At 40.0% G+C, this 21,051-nt stretch carries 21 protein-coding genes and 1 other annotated feature; all 21 genes read right to left on the reverse strand.

Annotated features, from left to right (window positions below; all coding sequences use genetic code 11):
- Positions 1-1,110: bifunctional cystathionine gamma-lyase/homocysteine desulfhydrase (locus ACSU6B_RS06495; protein WP_410883754.1), on the reverse strand; the 1,110-nt coding region annotated here is incomplete at its 3' end.
- A gap of 1 nt (position 1,111) precedes the next feature.
- Complete coding sequence (locus ACSU6B_RS06500) at positions 1,112-2,035, reverse strand: PLP-dependent cysteine synthase family protein (protein WP_410883756.1); 924 nt, start codon at positions 2,033-2,035, stop codon at positions 1,112-1,114.
- A 17-nt stretch (positions 2,036-2,052) separates the two neighbouring features.
- Positions 2,053-2,748 carry a 5'-methylthioadenosine/S-adenosylhomocysteine nucleosidase gene (gene mtnN, locus ACSU6B_RS06505; protein ID WP_410883758.1) on the reverse strand — a complete coding sequence of 232 codons (696 nt, stop codon included), beginning with the start codon at positions 2,746-2,748 and terminating at the stop codon, positions 2,053-2,055.
- Positions 2,749-3,063: 315 nt separating this feature from the next.
- Entirely contained in the window at positions 3,064-3,762 is a 699-nt protein-coding gene (locus ACSU6B_RS06510; protein WP_410883760.1) for a YrrS family protein, read from the reverse strand.
- Positions 3,763-3,878: 116 nt separating this feature from the next.
- Positions 3,879-5,639 (reverse strand): peptidoglycan D,D-transpeptidase FtsI family protein, encoded by a 1,761-nt coding sequence (locus tag ACSU6B_RS06515; RefSeq protein WP_410883762.1) that lies wholly within the window; start codon positions 5,637-5,639, stop codon positions 3,879-3,881.
- Positions 5,640-5,879: 240 nt separating this feature from the next.
- Positions 5,880-6,356 (reverse strand): transcription elongation factor GreA, encoded by a 477-nt coding sequence (greA, locus tag ACSU6B_RS06520; protein WP_098934406.1) that lies wholly within the window; start codon positions 6,354-6,356, stop codon positions 5,880-5,882.
- Positions 6,357-6,519: 163 nt separating this feature from the next.
- Entirely contained in the window at positions 6,520-7,155 is a 636-nt protein-coding gene (udk, locus tag ACSU6B_RS06525) for a uridine kinase (RefSeq protein ID WP_088089069.1), read from the reverse strand.
- 1 nt (position 7,156) lies between these two features.
- Positions 7,157-8,428 carry a peptidase U32 family protein gene (locus ACSU6B_RS06530; RefSeq protein ID WP_410883765.1) on the reverse strand — a complete coding sequence of 424 codons (1,272 nt, stop codon included), beginning with the start codon at positions 8,426-8,428 and terminating at the stop codon, positions 7,157-7,159.
- A 14-nt stretch (positions 8,429-8,442) separates the two neighbouring features.
- Positions 8,443-9,372, reverse strand: a complete 930-nt coding sequence (locus ACSU6B_RS06535; protein ID WP_215014685.1) for a peptidase U32 family protein — start codon at positions 9,370-9,372, stop codon at positions 8,443-8,445.
- Positions 9,369-10,019, reverse strand: a complete 651-nt coding sequence (locus ACSU6B_RS06540; RefSeq protein WP_410883768.1) for an O-methyltransferase — start codon at positions 10,017-10,019, stop codon at positions 9,369-9,371. Before ACSU6B_RS06540 ends, ACSU6B_RS06535 begins: the two co-directional genes overlap by 4 nt.
- A gap of 300 nt (positions 10,020-10,319) precedes the next feature.
- Positions 10,320-11,444: an endolytic transglycosylase MltG gene (gene mltG, locus ACSU6B_RS06545; RefSeq protein ID WP_410883770.1), complete on the reverse strand. Its 1,125-nt coding sequence runs from the start codon at positions 11,442-11,444 to the stop codon at positions 10,320-10,322.
- Between the two features lie 195 nt (positions 11,445-11,639).
- On the reverse strand, positions 11,640-11,954 hold the full coding sequence (locus ACSU6B_RS06550) for a DUF1292 domain-containing protein (protein WP_214998437.1): 315 nt from the start codon (positions 11,952-11,954) through the stop codon (positions 11,640-11,642).
- A 12-nt stretch (positions 11,955-11,966) separates the two neighbouring features.
- Positions 11,967-12,383, reverse strand: coding sequence for a Holliday junction resolvase RuvX (gene ruvX, locus ACSU6B_RS06555; protein ID WP_410883772.1), 417 nt, complete (start codon positions 12,381-12,383; stop codon positions 11,967-11,969).
- 3 nt (positions 12,384-12,386) lie between these two features.
- Positions 12,387-12,653 carry an IreB family regulatory phosphoprotein gene (locus tag ACSU6B_RS06560; RefSeq protein WP_066257787.1) on the reverse strand — a complete coding sequence of 89 codons (267 nt, stop codon included), beginning with the start codon at positions 12,651-12,653 and terminating at the stop codon, positions 12,387-12,389.
- 113 nt (positions 12,654-12,766) lie between these two features.
- Positions 12,767-15,403 carry an alanine--tRNA ligase gene (gene alaS, locus ACSU6B_RS06565; RefSeq protein WP_410883774.1) on the reverse strand — a complete coding sequence of 879 codons (2,637 nt, stop codon included), beginning with the start codon at positions 15,401-15,403 and terminating at the stop codon, positions 12,767-12,769.
- 53 nt (positions 15,404-15,456) lie between these two features.
- Positions 15,457-15,686 (reverse strand) — a binding site (T-box leader).
- Positions 15,687-15,751: 65 nt separating this feature from the next.
- Positions 15,752-16,831 (reverse strand): AI-2E family transporter, encoded by a 1,080-nt coding sequence (locus tag ACSU6B_RS06570; protein WP_214998434.1) that lies wholly within the window; start codon positions 16,829-16,831, stop codon positions 15,752-15,754.
- A gap of 131 nt (positions 16,832-16,962) precedes the next feature.
- Positions 16,963-17,100, reverse strand: a complete 138-nt coding sequence (locus ACSU6B_RS06575; RefSeq protein ID WP_410883776.1) for a YrzQ family protein — start codon at positions 17,098-17,100, stop codon at positions 16,963-16,965.
- A gap of 86 nt (positions 17,101-17,186) precedes the next feature.
- The gene (locus ACSU6B_RS06580; protein WP_168245164.1) at positions 17,187-17,378 is read right to left on the reverse strand and encodes a hypothetical protein; all 192 of its coding nucleotides are present in this window, start codon (positions 17,376-17,378) and stop codon (positions 17,187-17,189) included.
- Between the two features lie 11 nt (positions 17,379-17,389).
- Positions 17,390-17,866, reverse strand: coding sequence for a PRC-barrel domain-containing protein (locus ACSU6B_RS06585; RefSeq protein WP_410883778.1), 477 nt, complete (start codon positions 17,864-17,866; stop codon positions 17,390-17,392).
- 33 nt (positions 17,867-17,899) lie between these two features.
- Positions 17,900-20,344, reverse strand: coding sequence for an SF1B family DNA helicase RecD2 (gene recD2 / locus ACSU6B_RS06590; RefSeq protein ID WP_410883780.1), 2,445 nt, complete (start codon positions 20,342-20,344; stop codon positions 17,900-17,902).
- A gap of 33 nt (positions 20,345-20,377) precedes the next feature.
- Positions 20,378-21,031: a tetratricopeptide repeat protein gene (locus ACSU6B_RS06595; protein WP_214998430.1), complete on the reverse strand. Its 654-nt coding sequence runs from the start codon at positions 21,029-21,031 to the stop codon at positions 20,378-20,380.
- Positions 21,032-21,051: the final 20 nt, after the last annotated feature.

Consider the following 21,051-nt stretch of genomic DNA (forward strand, 5'->3'; position numbering starts at 1 on the left):
TTCAATGAGGTCTTCTACGTCTTCTAGGCCTACTGAGATTCTTACTAGACCATCGGTAATCCCTAGTTCAGCTCGGCGCTCTGCTGGAATTGACGCATGGGTCATCCTTGCTGGTACTGAGATTAAGCTTTCAACTGCTCCAAGGCTTTCTGCCAAGGTAAAATATTTCACTTTACTAAGTAATTTGTCTGCATTTTCGGCACTCCCGACATCAAACGAAACCATACCGCCAAACCCTCTTGTTTGTTTTTTAGCGATCTGATGATTCGGATGTGTTTCAATTCCAGGGTAGTAAACTTTTTTTACATTTGTGTGCCCTTGGAGGAATTCCACAATTGCTTTCGTATTTGCTTCCATCTCTTCCAAGCGAATTCCGAGTGTTCTAATTCCGCGAATTAACAGCCATGAATCCTGCGGTCCCAAGATCCCACCGGTAGAATTTTGAACAAAATGGAGCTCCTCAGCAAGCTTTTCACTATTTACCACAGCTAAACCTGCGACTACATCACTGTGCCCGCCAAGGTATTTTGTGGCACTATGCAAGACAATATCCGCCCCAAGTTCGATAGGGTTTTGCCAATATGGCGTCGAAAATGTGTTATCAACAATAGTTAAAAGATTATGTTCTTTTGCAAGCTTTGCGACAGCTTCAATATCTGTAATCTTTAGAAGCGGGTTTGTAGGTGTTTCTAAATGAATGGCTCTTGTATTTGGTCGAATCGCGCTTAATATCGTTTCAGATTTACTTGTATCCACAAAGGTAGAGTCAATTCCCAATCGATTCAATACTTTCGTCATTACCCGAAACGAACCGCCGTAAACATCATCAGTTAAGATCACATGATCCCCACTGTTAAACAGCATCATCACAGCTGTCATGGCTGCCATTCCAGAGCCAAAGGCAAATCCAGCTTTGCCTCCTTCAAGCTCTTTGATCAATTCCTCAAGCGCATGTCTGGTCGGATTTCCTGTTCGTGAATATTCGAAGCCTTTATGCCCGCCGACACCTTCTTGCTTAAATGTACTCACTTGATAAATGGGAAAGGTAACTGCACCAGTAGCTGGATCGTTACTAATTCCTCCATGAATTAATTGCGTTTTTCTTTTCATGCTAAATCCCTCCTTCAAAAATCTTCTTACTTAAGTAACGCTCACTGCCGTCTGGAAAAATGACCACAATATTTGTTCTAGGGGTTGCCTTTTCTGCCTCTTTAAGTGCAGCATAAAAAGCGGCACCAGAAGAACTGCCGACTAGAAGTCCTTCCTTTACAACTAATTCCTTTACATGGTTGAAGGCTGTCGCATCCGGAACAGTATGGATTGCATCAAAGTAGTCCGGGTCCATATACCCTGGCAGGAATTCCATTCCGATGCCTTCTGTCCGATGCGGACCAGATTCCCCGCCATTTAGGATCGATCCTTCCGGTTCAACGATAACCGTTTTAACTGCTTTTTTATGGTCCTTTAAATACCGAGCAGTCCCCATAAATGTTCCGCCTGTACCTGCGCCAGCAACAAAGATATCAATATGACCGTCCATTTGATCCCAGAGTTCAGGGCCAAGCGTTTTATAATACGTAGCGGGGTTAGCAGGGTTGGCAAATTGCTGCGGGCAATAAGACCCTGGAATTTCTTTTAGAAGCTCCTCAGCCTTTGCAATCGCGCCCTTCATCCCCATTTCTGTTGGCGTGTGAACGATTTTGGCCCCTAGTGCTTTCATCAGCTCTTGCTTTTCGATACTAAATTTTTCCGGAACACATAATATTACTTGAATTCCTTTATTTATAGCCGCTAGCGCTAGGCCAATCCCGGTATTCCCTGCCGTTGGCTCAATAACTGTTCCGCCCGCCTGCAATTTCCCACTTGAAAAAGCTTCGTTTAATAGTTCGATCCCAAGGCGGTCTTTTACACTGCCTCCAGGGTTCATAAATTCTAGTTTTGCAAAAATACGAACTCCCTCAGACAAAGGAAATTGTGTAATTTCAACAATAGGTGTATGCCCAATTAGTTCATGTACATTTTTGTAAACCTTCATTTTTTCACCTCTTCTAACTATCGTAAAGCTGCCACCATTTTCATAACCAATGTCGCAGAATTAGTTGCCGCTTTATCGATAAATTGGTCAAAAGAAACTTCAGATTCTTTTCCAGCAATATCAGAAAGTGAGCGAATAATGACAAAAGGTACGCCAAAACGATGAGCCACTTGTGCGATTGCTGCTGCTTCCATTTCGACGGCTTGCAGGTCATGAAATTTTGACCGGACAAACTCGACACGTACAGGGTCCTCCATAAAAGAATCTCCAGTGACTATTAGGCCTTTGACAATTTGGAAGTTTTCAAGTTCTGATGCTGCTGCTTCTGCGACTGTAATTAATTTAGCGTCCGCCATAAAGGCAGCTGGCAACTGCGGAACCTGGCCATATTCATAACCAAAAGCAGTTACATCTACATCATGATGGCGAACCTCCGTTGAAATAACGGCATCACCTACATTTAGTGCAGGATTAAAGCCACCAGCAGACCCTGTATTGATGATGCAATCAGGCTTATATTTTTCAAGCAGAATAGTAGATGACATGGCAGCGTTGACTTTACCAATTCCAGAACGAAGCAGAATGACATTCACTTCATGCATTTTTCCAAAGGTAAATTCACAGCCTGCTATAGTTTCCTGTGTTTGATTGTCGATATTGTCTCTAAGTAAAGTTACTTCTTCTTCCATTGCTCCAATGATTGCGATTTTCATACTGTGACCTCTTTCTTGTATTCATAATTATTATCAGATTTACTGCTTATAATCTTCCTCGGAACCATACATTGTATCCGCAAACACTATTCTACCGCTTTTGTAATAAGCATGCTACAATGTGCTGCACCTTCTTACCTATTCACTCCTTATTGAATACATCAATCCTATGAGTATACTATGGGTTCGTGAAAAACCTGTTCCCAACTTATCATATTTTGCAAATTCGTCAATATTTTCGTTGTGAGAATGCCTCGAAATGTCTAAAATGCGCAAAAAACCTCTCGAGATTTCGAGAGGTTTTTTCAATATCGATTACTGATTTAATTCAGCCAGTTCTTCCACCTTGGTAGGTTTCCAACCTTGACCATCAACCCATTGGAGATATACATTAAACTTTTGCTGTTTATCTTTTGAAGCGACGGTTCCAAATGAGCCATTTGTGGTAGACCTATCTCTTCCCAGCCAATAAACGGTCATATTACCTTTGTCTAAACCAGTTGCATAAGAAATGGCATTCAACATTTCTTGCCAGTCAGCCGAAGACTCGTCATAAACTGGAGTATGCTCGCCTGATTGCGATGTACCAACAGGCTGCCAAGCAGGATTTTCAGTTGCTTTTATCACATTCGAATTGCCGTCTCCCTCTGTCACGACAGCCTGTGATTCATCTGCTTCCTCTGGTGTCGTAGTTTCCTCAGATGTGGAAGAATCCTCTGATGTCGCAGCATCTTCACTTAGTTCTTCTTCTTTGGCAGCAGGATCAGTTACACTGTCATCGTCATTTGTAGTGACAGTTTTAGACTCCTTTTGTTCATCTTTATTTTCCTTTTGCTCTGTTTTTGTACTTTCCTTTTTTGGTGATGCATTGTCATTTCCAGTAGCAAAGATATTATATGCGACAAAAATAATTAGTAAGAGCACAACGATGATTAAACTATTTAAGACAATATTGGTCTTTTTTCTTTTTGAGCGGTAACCTGAACGCGAATTAGAATTCAAATCATTAGTCAAATTAATTCCCTCCTAAAATAAAATACGGAAGCTCCCCTTGGTACAAGGAGCCAGACATTTATAGACTCTCAATATTCTAACATGATTTTATGAGAACTTGAAGGAAAAAACATTACCTATTGCATCCCATTATCTTTTTCATACAGCATTTTAACCATATCAGCAAACAACAAATTTACCCCGCCCTCTGAATCTAGTACATCCAAATTCACTGCCACAAGTACATATTTGGGATTCTCGTAAGGAAAATAACCAGCGAACCATTTATTATGCAACTGCCTGCCTGCTTCATATTTTCCTGTTTCCGCTGTGCCTGATTTTCCTGCTACCTCATAAGGCAAGTCCTTAAACCATCTTCCTGTGCCGTTCGGGTTCAAGACAACTTCCCGCAATAACTTTTGCAACTTCATCGCGGTATAGGGAGAAATGGTATCTCCCTTTAAGCTTTGCTCCGGAAAATTGACCATTGTCGTACCGTTTTTGTATTCAATTTTTGATACGGCCCTAACCATCTCTTTTTCACCACCCCTTGCAATCGTCGCCATCATATTAGCGACGGCTAAAGGGGTAGCCCGTACTTCATGTTGTCCAATCCCGGACATCGCGGCGAAATTAGCGTCCTTCCTTGCGTCCTCAGAAAGAAACACTCTTCCTTTGTCCTCATCCGCGAGCTGTTTAAAATCATTCGTATGATAGATATCCCCCTGCCAGCCAACCGAACCGGTAAGCGACAATTTTTCTGCATAATCTTCTAAAAGGTTGGGATTCATTTTTTGTAATTCACTAGCTAGCTCTCCAAAGGTACGATTACAACTCCTTGCAAAGCTATTCGTGAAATCCAACATTCCATAATTGTATTTTAACTCTGGTTTACCATTGATTTTCTTACTGCAATCAAATAGACGCTTCGGGTCATCAAGATTATGGTCTATGGCCGCAGCCGCTACAACCGTTTTGAAAACTGAGCCCATTATCTGTTGTTTCAACATCATATTTGTCATTCCAGCACCATTGTAGGGGTCATTTTTATTAATCGTTGGCCGCGAAACAAGTGACAACACGCTATTATCCTGAATATTAAGGAGAACCAAGCCCCCTTTTTTTATCTGATAGTGGTCAACTAAATTCTCCGCTTTTTGCTGAAGTGTCCTATCCAGGGTTGTCCGAATATTGACAGGATAAAACGGATTTGCCGGATCCACATATCTTACATTAATTCCAAAAAGCGGTGCACCACCGCCGTCTACATGATAAACCAGCTTTGATTTACCTTCAGGGAGCAGAAATTCATCAAAACTTTCTTCCAGCCCTGACACGCCAATTAAGGTTTTCTCCGACAATTCCTTACTCGGATATCGCTTCTTTAACTCTTTAGAATTTTCACCTGTCATCCCAAGCAACTGTTCCGCTGGTACTTGGGCACGTTCAAACTTTTTTTCTATCGCAAATACACCAGGTATTTTTAAGCTATTGATTCTTTCCATTTGTGAACTAGTAAGTTCATATGGTTCAGGGTCACCATAGGCAAAAGGCTTTTTTGCCCCTTCCACAGCCATCTTAAGGACAGTTATTGGTATTCCAGAAATACTTGAAACCTTGTCGGCCTCCCAATCCATTTTTTTTAAAAAGGGAAAAAGGACGAGAACTGCCACTTTTTTATGTGTGAGCATTGCACCATTTCGGTCAAGAAAGTTACCTCTGCCATTATCAATTACCAGTTCTTGAGTTCTTTGTTTGACACTTTCTTCGAGTAAATTTACGTTATGTTTAGAAAAGGTTTCTGTCTCAATTAACTGAATTTGCATTAAACGTACTAAAAGCAACAACAAACCTGTAATAGAAATAATAAGCCACCCAATGGCTCGTCTTCGCCACATAAAAAACACCTCGTCAAAAGTTTTGACGAGGATTTCTTATTTCAAACAATTATTTATATAATAGATTTTTATAATTTCATTGAACTTTGATTACTGTCTAGCTCCAGTGCCCAGCGACTAGTGTACTTCGCTCTCCTCCTACGATAAGTCAACATCGAATCGCTAACGCTCTTCGTGTTTCCTTTATCTCGTTCGGAGCGCTCCAGTCCATACGTCGCTAAACGGGCCCTTCCGCTTTTCTTATTTAATGCTGACGATACGGACGCTCATTTCACCGCCGGGAGTTTGAACCGAAACTTGGTCGCCTACTTTTTTACCTAAAAGGCTTTTGGCGATTGGTGAATCGTTTGATATCTTCCCTTCAAATGGATCAGCTTCAGCGCTTCCAACAATGGAATACGTTTCTTCATCCCCATCTGGGAGCTCAACAAATGTAACGGAACTTCCTAATGTTACAGAGTCACTCGCCATAGCGGCCTCTGCAATAATCTTCGCATTGCGAACCATATTTTCTAAAGTTGTTATACGCCCTTCAACAAAAGCCTGTTCTTCTTTCGCAGAATCATACTCAGAGTTTTCAGATAAATCCCCGAAACTTCTTGCGATTTTAATTCTTTCAACCACTTCTTTACGTTTCACTGATTTTAAGTATTCAAGTTCTTGGACAAGTTTTTCTTTACCTGCTTGTGTCATTGGAAATACTTTCTCTGTTGCCAAAACCCTCACTCCTTCTAGTCATTAAGAATTGTGTATGTAAAATATGTAATATTATGCCAACCGGCATAATAGATAGTAGCGCGTCCTTTAATAAAAGGGCGCGCAACAAAAATAATTTTTCCAGTCTGAATTTTTCTAATTAGACTTTTCTTTTGCTATTGTTTCATAAAATTGACTTTTGTTCAAGAATTGTTTGAATTTTTGTGACCATTAAATCAATCGCCACATGATTATGGCCGCCTTCAGGGATAATAATATCTGCATATCGTTTCGTAGGCTCAATAAATTGGTTATGCATCGGACGAACAACATTTAAGTATTGGTCAATGACAGAATCAAACGTCCGACCGCGATCTCTAATATCACGAGTCAAACGGCGGATTATTCTTAAATCAGCATCTGTATCAACGTACAATTTGATGTCCATTAAATTCCGTAGCCGCTCGTCCTCAAGTACTAAGATTCCCTCTAAAATAATAACATCTTGGGGTTGAACTGGAATCACTTTGTCAGAACGGGTGTGAATTGAATAATCATAAACCGGTTTTTGAATCGTCTCATAGCGTAAAAGCTTTTCGATATGTTCGATCAATAAGTCGTTATCAAAGGCAAGTGGATGATCGTAATTTGTTTTTAAACGTGCTTCAAATGGTAAATCACTCTGGTCCTTATAATAATAATCCTGTTCTAGCACCAAAATGGAATGATCTTTCAAACTTTCATAAATTGCTTTTGTTACACTGGTTTTTCCGGAGCCGGAGCCGCCGGTTACACCAATAACAACGGGTTTGCGCATCATGCTAGTTCTCCTTTCGCATCATGTTGTTAGGGTAGACCGGTTTGTCCACTTTAAATTGTACAATTTGAAGTGGATGTCTTGCTGCGTCCAATTCAATACCTTTTTCATCCCAGATTTTATCAATGACATGGGTAAAGTTTTGAATTTCAGGTCCGAAAAACTCTACTTCTTCCCCTGGTTTAAAATGATTACGTTGTTGAAGTGTAACCATTTTTGTTTCTTCGTTATAATCCAGTACAAGGCCTACAAATTCAAAATTTGTCTTCTTGCTATGATTACCAAACATTTGCTCTTTATACCCTGGCACACCTTCAAAAAATGCAGGAGCCGTTTCCCGGTTTGCACATTTGTCGAGTTCCAATAGCCAGTCTTTCTGAATGACAAAATTCTCAGGATCCGCGCAATAGGCATCGATCACTTTACGATAAACACTGACAACTGTTGCGATATAATGAATCGATTTCATTCGGCCTTCGATTTTCAAACTATCGATACCTAGTTCGATCATTTGTGGAATGGCTTGAATTAGATTAAGATCCTTCGGGCTCATTGCAAACGGTGCGTCACCTTCTTCATAAAGGGCAACTTCCTGGTTGCTGCCTTCTAACTTGTAAAGGTCATAATCCCAGCGGCATGATTGACAGCAGCCACCGCGGTTCGAATCCCTTGCAGTCATATGGTTGCTCAATGTACAACGTCCGGAATAGGCAATACACATCGCCCCATGAATAAAGGTTTCAATCTCAACATCGACCTTTTCTTTCATTTCTCTAATTTCTTCTGCACTTACTTCCCGTGCCAAGACAACACGTTCTGCCCCTGCCTCTTTCCAAAACTGGGCAGCTTTCCAGTTGGAGAGTGATTGCTGTGTGCTTATATGGATTTCAATTTCCGGAGCAAGACGGCGGCAAGTTTCAATTATTAACGGGTCAGCGACAATTATTCCCGCAATCCCAGTTTCTTTCAACCCAAGTATATATTCATCTAAACCGTCCAAATTTTCATTATGAGCGAAAATGTTGGTGGTCACGTAAATTCTTGCTCCGTATTCTCTCGCAAACTCCACGCCTTCCTTCATTTCTTCGAAGGTAAAGTTATCGGCATTTGAACGAAGTCCATATTCTTGGCCACCGATAAATACGGCATCTGCACCATAATGTACAGCAATTTTTAATTTTTCAAGATTACCTGCTGGAGCAAGGAGTTCCGGCTTCTTTACAATGACACGTTTTCCGTCGATAATTTCAGAAATCTTATCTTTAACTGTATTCACAGCTGAACCCCTCCTTAATACACCGTCTCTTTGAAATAAAATCCTGTATCTAATGAACGATTGGCCGGCTGAATTTCTTCAATTGCCGCTAACAACTCGTCCTTTTTATCTTCATAAGCATCCGGATCTTCGCTAAACAAATCAATTGCTTCACGGTAAGCCTTTGTTACTGCAAGAATATATTCAGAGCTTTTTAGGATTCCGTCGATTTTAAACGAGTCGACACCCGCTTCAAGCATCTCTTGAAGTTCATCAATGATACAAATATCATTTGGACTCATAATATGTGTACCGTTTTCGTCTTCAAAGATTGGATATTTATTTTCTCGTTCCTTATCATGTAAAAACATGTTTTCTTGCATATTTCGATTTTCAATTTCCATAACTTTTCCTTGATACTCATAATAATTTCCTAGCAGCGAACGTTTGGATTGGAACATACAGCTCATGCCGTGAACCTGTACTTCGATTTCCACTTCCGCATTTTCTTTCATTTCAACGATCGCATCCATATTAATTTCTCGTGCTAACACTGCCCGTTTCGCACCTTTTCTACCCCAATAATTGCAAGTGTACCAGTTTGTTCCTGTTGTTTCGGTGCTCCAGTGCAGTTTCATATCTGGGGCAACTTCTCTTGCCGTCATTAAAACGGCCGGATCACCAAAAATTATCGCATCAGCCTTTGCCGCTGATACAAATTGAATATAATCGCCGAGCTCTTCAATTTTTTCATTATGAAAAATCGCATTCATGGCTACATATACTTTTTTCCCTTTTGAGTGGGCTAGTTCGATCGCCTTTTGGACATCTTCTCGGTTAAATTCCCCTGCAAGTCGTAAGCCATACCGTTGTTCACCGACCACAAACGCGTCTGCACCAGCTTCACATAATGGCAAGATATCATTGACAGTCAAAGGAGTTACCAGTAATTCTGATTTTTTCATATCCTACCACCTCTCCTTTTGCTTATCGCAACCCCGTCCCCGACGGGTAATATAACAGAATCAAAATCCGGATGATTCATTAACCAGTGATTAAATTCATTAATCTTTTTGACGAGATTACGTATTCTTTTTGTTTCAATAACAGGTTCAGCAACCAGGCCTTTAAACAAAACATTATCGGTAATAATCATTCCATTATTCGTTAGATATTTAGAATAGATTTCAAAAAACTTTTTATATTGACCTTTCGCTGCATCAATAAAAATCGCGTCAAAAGAGGCATGTCCACTTACGGCATCCTCAACCTCTAGTGCATCACCCTTGATTATAGTGATTTGATGACTATGTTCCGAACGACTGATAAACTGTTCAGCCAAGTGTATACGGTCCACATCGCGCTCGATTGTAACAATTTGGGCATTTGGGAGCGCCTCTGCCATTCGTAAAGCAGAATAACCTATCGCTGTTCCCACCTCAAGTATTTTCTTTGAATCGTGAATTCGTAATAATTGCAGCATCGTTTCTATACCTGACAGTTCCATAATAGGAACATTATGAACACTCGCATAGTTTTCCATTTCTGTAAACAATAGATTTCGTTCAGAAATAAGACCTTCAATATAAGAATGCAGCTTCTCATTTAACAAGCTGCCCTCACCTCTATCCCTAATAAGAATTGCGCTTAGGCTAGCAATTCTCTAAGTCAAATACTTTTATTATCTCTATAGATAAAACTATTTAGACATGAAAAAATAGCGTTCACAGTAATCTTCAGCATTAACGGGTAGAATTCCGACATAATGCGTTCCAGGCAGCTATGGCCAGGTTACCTTACTGTGAGTTACGCTATGGATCATTTATTAAAACACTTGAACTATTTTAACATAGATCAGTATAATATTTCAATAGAAAAACGGAGGAATGATAACATTTCCTCCGTAATGCAATTAATTTTTACTTGTAATATGCTTTGCTTTTTCCTTATTATGCTCTTCCAGAGTTTTTGTAAAAATAACATCACCATCTGCCGTTGCCAAGAAATAATAATAGTCAGTCTTCTCAGGCTCAAGTGATGCTTCAATCGAAGATTTTCCGGCATTGGCAATTGGACCTGGAGGCAGACCCGTATTTTGGTATGTGTTATATGGTGAATCCACTTCAAGATCTTCATATAACACCCTTTCCTTGTGTTTCCCTTGAGCATAGAGAACGGTTGGATCGGTTTGCAGCATCATACCCTTTTCGATCCGATTATAAAAAACACTCGCAATCGTTTTACGGTCCGCTTTTTCGGTCGCTTCCTCTTCAACCAATGAGGCCATGGTTAATAGTTGATGAACAGATAGCTTTTTTTTCTTACTTTGCTCTGAATAGGCAGATACAATCGTCCGGGTTTTATCAAGCATAGCAGTGACCATTTCTTCAACAGAGGGATTATGTTTGTAGAACGGATAGGTCGCCGGGTATAAATAACCTTCCAGTGGATATTTTACTGAAGAATTTAAGATTTCCTCGGTTAAAATATCCGGATATTTTGCCATTAGCGTTTTAATAAATTCTTTGTCATTTAATTTATTAAAAACAACATCTTCCTTCTGTTTTGTTGCTTTCGCCATCATGGCCGCAATTTCTTTCAGTTGTTTTCCTTCAGGAATGGTAATTTTGAAACTAGCCTTAGCCAGTACCTTACCGGTTTTTAGACGGCTAACGATTTCGGGGACATCCATGGAAGGACTTAGTTGATACTCCCCTGCCATAAACCCGCCTTCATTCTTAAGCTTTACATAATATTTAAATACTTTTGCACTTTTTATGATCCCACTTGATTCTAACTTTTCGCCGATACCTGTGACTGATGAGCCAATCGGAATATCCACTGTTTTCAGTTTCTTACTACCTGCGTCAACAGGATTAAGTGCTGATTCTATGTACAAATATCCTCCACCACTAATTAAGACTATTAATAATAGCAAAAAAATTGAAATAATCAAAACAATTTTTCTGACAACTTTTGCTTCTTTTTGATGTTCAAGCATTTTTTTACGGATAACATCTTTTTTGTCTGTTGTCATTTGACTCCCCCTTCCCTTTATACCAACGCATATATAGGTTTTGTAAACTATTAATGTGTAACATTAAAAAAATAGACATCTTAATTATTTCAGCACATAGTACGAAAAATGTCAATTTAACAATAAATTTGTCAGTTTTTAATACAGTAAAGACAAAAAAAAACCGGCTATTAAATCAGCCGGTTTATCCATATTCTATTCTTCTTCCGCTTCTTGGTCCTCATTGAAGGTATTGAACACTTCTTCAACCATGTCCCATTCCTCGTCCGTTTCAATTTGCAATAACGGACCATATCCGCCATCTTCCGTAGGAATATAAGCGTAAACATGAATATCAACATCTTCTTCATCATCATCAAAAGATCCTACAGGATAAAAGAATACATAAGATTTTTCGAACTCATCAGAATCAAAAGTAAAAAGCACTTCATGTAATTGTTCGTTACCATTTTCGTCTACCAGTGTAATAAATTGTTCTTCATCATGTTCTTGTTCGTGATCGTGTGCCATTTCTTCACCTCATTAATTTTTACTATCCAGATAGCCTTGCAGGATCATCACTGCAGCCATCTTATCAATTACTTTCTTACGTTTTTTCCGACTCACATCGGCTTCAAGTAATACGCGCTCAGCTGCCATTGTTGTTAAACGCTCATCCCAAAGAACAGTTGGCACTGCAAATTTACTTTCAATTTCTTTTGCATATTGCATACTCGCTTCTGCGCGCGGTCCAATCGTCCCGTTCATGTTCTTAGGCAGACCGATGACAACCGTATCTACTTGATACTCTTTTATTAATTTACCAATTTCCTCAAAACCAAACACATTTTTTTCTTCATTGATTTTGAGAGTTGTAAGGCCTTGGGCAGTCCAGCCAAATTCATCGCTTAAAGCGACACCGACTGTTTTAGTGCCTACATCTAAACCCAATACGCGCATTCATTAACCCTCTCGCTGTTGTTTTAGATAGGATTTCACTAATTCTTCAATAATTTCATCTCGTTCAAGTTTGCGAATAATATTGCGGGCATCGCGATGACGCGGAATATAGGCAGGATCTCCTGATAAAAGATAACCAACAATTTGGTTGATCGGATTGTAGCCTTTTTCCTGCAAAGCTTCATAAACTTGAAGAAGAACGTCATTTATATCATGCTCAAACGGTTCTTCAGGAAAATTAAATCGCATCGTTTTGTCAAATGAGCTCATTGCATACACCTCGCTTTTTATTTGAGGAGAGAATTGTATTGTCTAGCGGAAGCGCCTGGGCACTTCCGCTTTTTAGCTTAGTTACCTACATTTTACACTACTTTGTTCTATTATCAAATGGATTTTACCCATTCATCAACGAATTGAAGTGCAGCATCCAATTTTTCCGGATCCTTACCACCTGCTTGAGCCATGTCAGGACGACCGCCGCCGCCGCCGCCGCAGCGAGAAGCAACTTCTTTGATTAACTTTCCAGCATGAAAACCTTTTTCAATTAAATCCTTGGTAACTGCTGCAATTAAGTTAACCTTTCCTTCATGGGCACTACCCAGAACAATTACGACCGAGCCCAGTTTTTGCTTCAAATCATCAGCCATATTTCTTAAATTATTCATATCAGCACCTTGAACATTTGCAGCTAACACTGTTACCCCATCAATTTCTTTCGCTTTTGATACGAGATTTCCGGCTTCAATATTCCCAAGTTTTGTTGAAAGAGATTCGTTTTCTCTGTGAAGTTGTTTGATTTCTAGCATTAAACTATCAATTCTATTCACAATTTCTTTCGGATTGGTTTTTAGTTTCTCAGCTGCATCCTTTAACAAGCTCACTTGCTCATTTAATGATTTGTAAGCTGATTCCCCGGTTACCGCTTCAATCCTTCTCGTTCCAGCACCAATTCCGCCTTCAGAAATAATTTTAAACAACCCAATCACAGATGTATTTGGAACATGGCAGCCGCCGCAAAGCTCTAGGCTATAATCGCCAACCCTTACTACACGGACAATATCACCATATTTTTCTCCAAAAAGAGCCATTGCCCCCATTTCTTTTGCTTCAGCAATTGGCTTTAAGCTGATATCAAGCTCGATGTTTCTCCAGATTTTTTCATTGACGATTTTCTCGACTTGTTCAAGTTCTTCTGGTTTAATTTGACCAAAATGCGAAAAGTCAAAGCGGAGACGATCTGGTTCTACAAGGGAACCAGCTTGGTTCACATGTTCGCCTAGAACGTCTTTTAAGGCTTGGTGTAACAAATGGGTTGCTGTATGGTTTTTAATAATCTTCACGCGGTTTTCAGCATCAACCTCAGCAGTCACCTTGTCGTTCGTTGATAAGGTTCCTGATTTAACTACTACTTGGTGAAGGTTTTGACCATTTGGTGCTTTTTGAACATCCTTAACCGTTATGCTAGAATCTACACCTGTTATCAAACCGCGGTCAGCAATTTGCCCGCCGCTCTCTGCATAAAACGGTGTCACATCTAGAATTAATTGTACTTCCTCGCCACTAGATGCTTTGTCGACAAGTTCACCATTTTTAATGATTGCTGCCACAGTAGAATTCGTTTTAAGTTCGTCATAGCCGACAAACTTACTTTCAACCTTAACATCTCTAAGGACACCGCCTTGGACCTGCATCGAGTCAACATCTTGTCTTGCTGCCCGGGCACGCTCACGCTGTTGCTCCATTTCTACTTCAAAGCCTTCATGATCAACCTTCATGCCCTCTTCTTCAGCATATTCCTCTGTTAATTCAACCGGGAACCCATATGTGTCATAAAGTCGGAAAATATCAGCACCAGTGATGGTTTCACTGCCTTTCTCTTTTTCCTTCTTAATCACAGTTGCTAAAATCGCTAAGCCTTCATGAAGTGTTTCATGGAAACGTTCTTCCTCACTTTTGATTACTTTTTGAATAAAATCAGTCTTGTCTTTCACTTCCGGATAGAAATCATCCATGATTGCGCCTACGACAGGAACAAGTTCGAACATAAATGGACGATTAATATTAATTTGTTTAGCATACCGAACAGCCCTGCGAAGCAAGCGGCGCAGTACATAGCCACGACCTTCATTTGAAGGCAATGCCCCATCGCCGACCGCAAAGGCAACCGTACGAATATGATCTGCAATTACTTTGAACGCAACATCGGTCTCTTTGTTCTGTCCGTATTTTTCGCCGGAAATCTCTTCTGTTGCCCGAATAATAGGGATAAATAAATCTGTATCAAAATTGGTAGGGACGTTTTGAACAACGGAAGCCATTCGTTCTAAGCCCATCCCCGTATCAATATTTTTCTTTGGCAGCGGTGTATAAGTACCATCCGGGTTATGGTTAAATTGAGAAAATACTAGGTTCCAGACTTCAAGATAACGGTCATTTTCTCCACCTGGGTAGAGTTCAGGATCCGTAGGATCATTTCCATACTCTGGACCGCGGTCATAGAAAATTTCTGTATTCGGACCGCTTGGACCTTCACCAATATCCCAGAAGTTCCCTTCAAGACGAATAATCCGCTCCTCTGGCAGACCAATGGTGTTATGCCAAATTTCATAGGCCTCGTGATCTTCAGGATGGATCGTAACTGAGAGAAGTTCTGGATCCCAGCCAATCCATTTCTCAGACGTTAAGAATTCCCATGCCCATTCAATAGCTTCTACTTTAAAATATTCACCGATTGAAAAGTTACCAAGCATTTCAAAGAATGTATGGTGGCGAGCTGTTTTTCCGACATTTTCAATGTCATTGGTTCTGATAGATTTCTGCGCATTTGTAATTCTAGGATTTTCAGGAACGACACGTCCATCAAAATACTTCTTTAAAGTTGCGACCCCACTATTAATCCATAATAGTGATGGATCATCATGCGGCACAAGTGATGCACTCGGTTCAATGGTGTGACCTTTTTCTTTACTAAAAAACTCTAAAAACATCGAACGAATTTGTGAACCTGTTAAATTTTTCATTAGTAGACCCTCCTTTTTTATAAAAAAGCATACAAAAAAGCCCTCATCCCAAAAACAGGGACGAGAGCTTGTCTCGCGGTACCACCCTGATTACGGATACAAAACACGTATCCATCTCTCAATAATCCCTTAACGCAGGAATACGGCAGTGGTTAGCTGCACTCCAGATTAGCTTTCTGTCGTCCTTCATCTAGAGCTTCTTTCAGCCAGGGAAGCTCCTCTCTTCTACGCAAATGCGTTACAGATGGTCTCTACAACATACTCAATCCTTCAACATTTTAATACAAATAATCATTCTATATCACGAATTATAGCTACCCGAAAAAAGTTTGTCAATCTATCACCCGCTTATGTGGAAGGTTCTTTTGCTTTCCTGCGAATAAAATGATTTTTCGCATGAATAATAGCCACTTTTATTACCACTAAAACAGGAACAGCCAGAATAAGTCCAAGTATTCCACCGACTTCTCCCCCAGCTGTTAACGCCATCATGATTATTAAGGGGTGCATATGAAGACTTTTACCTACAATCAATGGAGATAGGATGTTTCCTTCTAGAAATTGAAGCCCAAAAACAATCACCATTGTAATCACAACTAATTTTACGGACGATGTGGCAGCGATGATGACTGCTGGTACAGCTCCGATGATGGGTCCAAAATAGGGAATGACATTGGTCACTCCAACAATCAATCCTAAAATTAAAGAGTATTTTAGATGAAATATCCAAAACAAAAGGGCTGAGACACTGCCAATGATTACACATACCAGAAGTTGCCCTCTTATGTAACTGCCCAGCGATTCATCAACGTCTTTTAGGAAAAGTGTCCCCTTCTTCCGCCACTGTTTAGGGGTAATATACCATAGAGATCGTTTAATCAATTGAAAATCCTTTAGCATATAAAAGGCAATGAACGGAATGATCATCATTATTAAAGCAGAATTAAAAAAACTAATTAAAATATTTACAATGACTGACAAAAGAGAATCGAGCTTTTTTTCAAACGCATCAATACCATCATTAATTCTAGTTTGCAAGCCGTCGGGCCATTCTCTTGTGTGCGATTGAAGCTTATCAATCCATCCTCTGTATTGCTCTGCTAAAACTGGCGCGCTCTCGGAGAGGTCTTTTATTTGGTCGATCATCGCCGGAACTCCCTTATATACGCAAATACCCAGACCACCAAAAAATAAAATATAGATAAGAAAAATAGCGAGTCCTCGATGCATGCCTTTTTGGTGTAATTTTTCGACAATTGGATGCAGCAAATAGGTGATAAATCCTCCAATCACAAAAGGGAGGATAATAATTGTTGCTGCCCTAAAGACAGGCATCCAAACAAAGCGGATTTTTAGAAACACATAGATGGCAATTAATAAAAGGAGTAAAAACCCGATGCGGTAATACCATTTCATTTGAATCTCCACGTTTTATGCCTCCTTTTCATATTAGTTTTAGAGACACTTGGTGGAATTATGCATCAGAAAAGCGGTAGCGCATGTTAACAGGTATGAACCGAAACGCAAAAATCCCCCTCGAATTTGAGGGGGATTCAGTTCTAAAATATCGCGCGCCTTACTTTCTTTGTCATTCTTTTCATATTTCGGGCTGACATCATATTATTTCTTGAGGCCACAGAATAGGCAGCCATCCCAGCACCAATAGCAATCATCGTCGTCGTCATCATTTTATTCATACGTTTCACCTCTTTAATAGACGTTAAATAAGTTTACATGGTTAACTTTGATAACGGTCTAACACAAGCGCTTCCGCTTTTTTATCTTAAAGGGTGTAACGACGCTCTTCTTCTTCAAACAAATCATCTAAGGAACTAAGTGACCCGTCTTCTTCGACTTGATGGGTACTGATTAGGCCTTTGTTTACTGTAAGTTCAATAAAGCAATTCCAGCAATAATATTGGTTGATACCAATTTTACCGATATCCTTGCTTTGACAATTGGGACACTTAAACATGGAAAGACACCTCACGTATTATTTACATCTACGATAATGGCATCCTTTCCGATAGCTAAGGGCTTCCCGGATTGAATGACTTGTTTGCCTTCCGTAAGATCCGAAAAGAAGCCATCCGTGATTTCGTACCCTATGATTGTGCCCAATTCTTCCTGGAAATATACATCTTTTAACAATCCAAGCGATTCCCCGCTCTTAGATAGCATCATCATTCCATCTAGAGAATGTTGATGAGTAAGTGTATATTCTAGGTCATCTTTCAGTTTTATCAAATAGCCGTCGTCATCAATCATTATTCCATCTAAGCCGAAGGAAGCCACTTTCTCGATGTCCAGAAAAAAGGATTGTTTGAAAAAAACGCCTTTTTTAATCAGTAAGCCATTTACCTTACCGTTACTTGAGATACATAAATCACAAACCTCACCAATTTTCTGGCCGCTTTTTGTATTAAAAACAGGCTGTCCTTTCAGTAACGAAAATGTCCGCAAAGAGTGTCCCACCTCCTGTGAACATTTATAGTGTTAGTCATTTAACATAAAATCATAAGGTGAAACGTTTTCCATGCCAATCATTGGATCTTCCTGTATGAAAAGATCCTCGTAGGACAAGCCATCGGTAGAATTTTCACCTTCTACTGTTTTAGGAGCGATTGGTTCATGATTTTCTCCAGCATTTGGTCTAGCTGTAATTGATTCCTGGAGCTTTTGGCATAGGGTTGTTTGTCTAGAGAGTTCATCCGCTCTTTCAACGCCCAGTTTGAGTGCATCTACTTCTCCGCAAAGGATCAAGGATTGTTTACTTCTGGTAATCGCTGTGTAGATCAAATTTCTACGTAACATCCGATAATAACTTCTCGTCACTGGTAAGATGACAATCGGAAATTCACTGCCCTGCGATTTATGAACAGAACAGCAATATGCATGCGTGATTTGATTTAAGTCCTGCTTTGTATACTCGACTTCATTCCCTTCATAGGAAATATAAATCATATCCTGCTTTTCGGTATTTTCCTTCGCATAAATAATCGAGATGATTTCCCCAATATCCCCGTTAAAAACATTACTTTCTGGTTGATTTACAAGCTGTAGAACCTTATCACCGATCCGATACTTTACCTCACCAAAAGCAATTTCCTTCCGCTTGCCGTCAGGGTTTGGATTAAATATTTCTTGCAGCAATACATTTAAACGGTCGATTCCAGCAGGCCCTCTATACATGGGGGCTAATACTTGAATATCCTTTGCCGAATATCCTTTATTCTTGGCATTTAGAGCTACTTTTTCTACAACCTGAGATACCTGCGCTGTTGAACATTTGATAAATGAACGGTCTGCTTGCTTCACCGTAATATCGGCAGGTAAATAACCCTTTTTGATTTCATGGGCTAGCTCAATAATGGAAGAACCTTCTGCCTGGCGATAAATATCGGTTAGGCGGACCGTGGGAATCCGTTCAGATTCCAGCATATCCTTTAAAACCTGGCCTGGTCCTACGGAGGGCAATTGATCTTCATCCCCGACTAGAATGACTTGAATATTTTCAGGGAGTGCCTTAAACAGTTGATTAGCAAGCCAAATATCAAGCATCGACGTTTCATCGACAATGATAATTTTCCCTTCAAGCGGGCTCGCGTCCTCACGGTCAAATCCTTCCTGCCCATTAAATCCGAGGAGACGATGTATGGTTACCGCTGGAAGTCCCGTCGATTCACTCATTCTTTTTGCCGCTCTACCAGTCGGTGCTGCAAGCAAAAATGGGAATGGCTCCCCCTTTTTATGGTAATCCTTAGGCTCTAAGGTACAGCCATGCAATTCGGCATAAAGCTCAACAATCCCTTTAATAACAGTCGTTTTCCCTGTTCCAGGTCCACCTGTTAAAATCAACATCGGCGACATTAACGCCGTTTGGATGGCTTCTCGCTGCGTCGGTGCATATTGGACCCCAAGCCGTTCCTCTAAACTTCCTAACGATAGCAGAAACTCAGATTCGGGAAATTGATCTTTATATTCGGTTTGTTCAAGGATTCGGTGGATATTCGTCACAAGCCCTTTTTCTGCAAAATATAAAGAAGGCAAGTAAACGCGTTTTTCTTCCCCCATTAATTTACCCTCTTCTTGCAGCTTAATGACCTCATTGGATATATCTATGTAGTCGATTTGATCACGCTTGTTATCTTCTAATAATGCTTTTACTTGCTCCAATAAGTCTTCAGCATTTATGTATACATGCCCTGTTTGCATGCTTTCATTTTCAAGGATGTAGAGACAGGCTGCTTTGATCCGGTCAGGATGGTTTCCGGAAATACCCAGCTGGTAGCCAAGCTCATCGGCCCGGCCAAACCCGATTCCTTCAATATCCTCAACCAGTTGATAAGGATTTTTCTGCATAATGTCAAGTGTTTCATCTTTATAGGCTTGATAAATCCGCATAGAAATCTGCGGTCCAAATCCATATTGATTTAAAGCAACCATCACTTGCTCGAGTCCTTGATGCTCCATCAACGTATCGTAAAGTAATTTTGCTTTTTCAGGAGGAAGTTTTGGTATGGAGTCAAGCAATGACGGCTGATTGAGAATTTTGGAAATGGCGTCTTCTCCTAAGGTTTCTACAATGTTTTCAGCGGTCTTTTTTCCAATCCCCTTGAACATTTCTCCAGATAAATAGTTGATAACCCCTTGTTTCGTTTGGGGCATGTCCTTGCGAAAATGATTGGTATGAAATTGCATCCCAAACTTTGGATGATCCTTAAATTCTCCGAAAAAGATATAGGTCTCTTGTTCATGAATTTTCGGAAAATAACCGGTGACCACTGCTTCTTTGTCCTCATAAGGATGATTTGTTTCATCGACGCGAATCCTTAGCACGGTGTAAAGGTTTTGATCATTGTGAAAAATGGTCACAATCGGTCTTCCTTTTACGAATTTTCCTTGTTCAGTATATAAATCAAGTGTATCTTGCTTTTCCATTTGGCTCCCTCCTTTCTGAAAAAATAAGAAAAATTACTGGTTACCTTCGATTAACTTTTTCGCGTGACCAGCAAGTAAATGGTCTGGTTGAATTTCAAGTGCTTTATTAAACATTTCAACTGCTTTCACAGGATTTTCTTGAAAAGCGCAAGTGACACCTAAATTATAATAGGCATCGGAATGTTCCGGATCTAGTTCGATACATTTTTCAAATTGAATCAGCGCTTCAGAAATTAACTCAAGCTGCGCAAGACATAACCCATATTGAAAACGTGCTTCCGCATCATTTTCATTTAACTCGACGCTTCTTTGTAAATATGGAAGCGCAAATTTCCCTTGATCCAACTGAACAAGTGTCAGCCCCAACATGAAGTAATTGTCACTTGATTGCAGACCTTTTTTCATAGCTGTCTCAAACATATTCTTGGCTTCGTTGAAGAGGTCGTTACTAAATAACAAGGTTCCAATACTATAATAAGCCGCCGCAGCGTTTTCATCTATTTCAATTGCTTTTTGATAAAAATTAAGTGCCTTTTCGTCGTCCCCAACAGCGGAAAGTACATTTCCGAAATTAATATAGGCAACTGGGTCGTTTGGGTTTTCTTGAATGGCTTCATTAAAGGCCTTTGCCGCCTCTTCCAAATTGCCATCCTGCATGTATTGCACACCTAATTGGTTTTTATCCATTTAAATCAGCTCCAATCCTA

Source organism: Neobacillus sp. C211 (assembly GCF_051842875.1).
GTDB lineage: Bacteria > Bacillota > Bacilli > Bacillales > Cytobacillaceae > Neobacillus.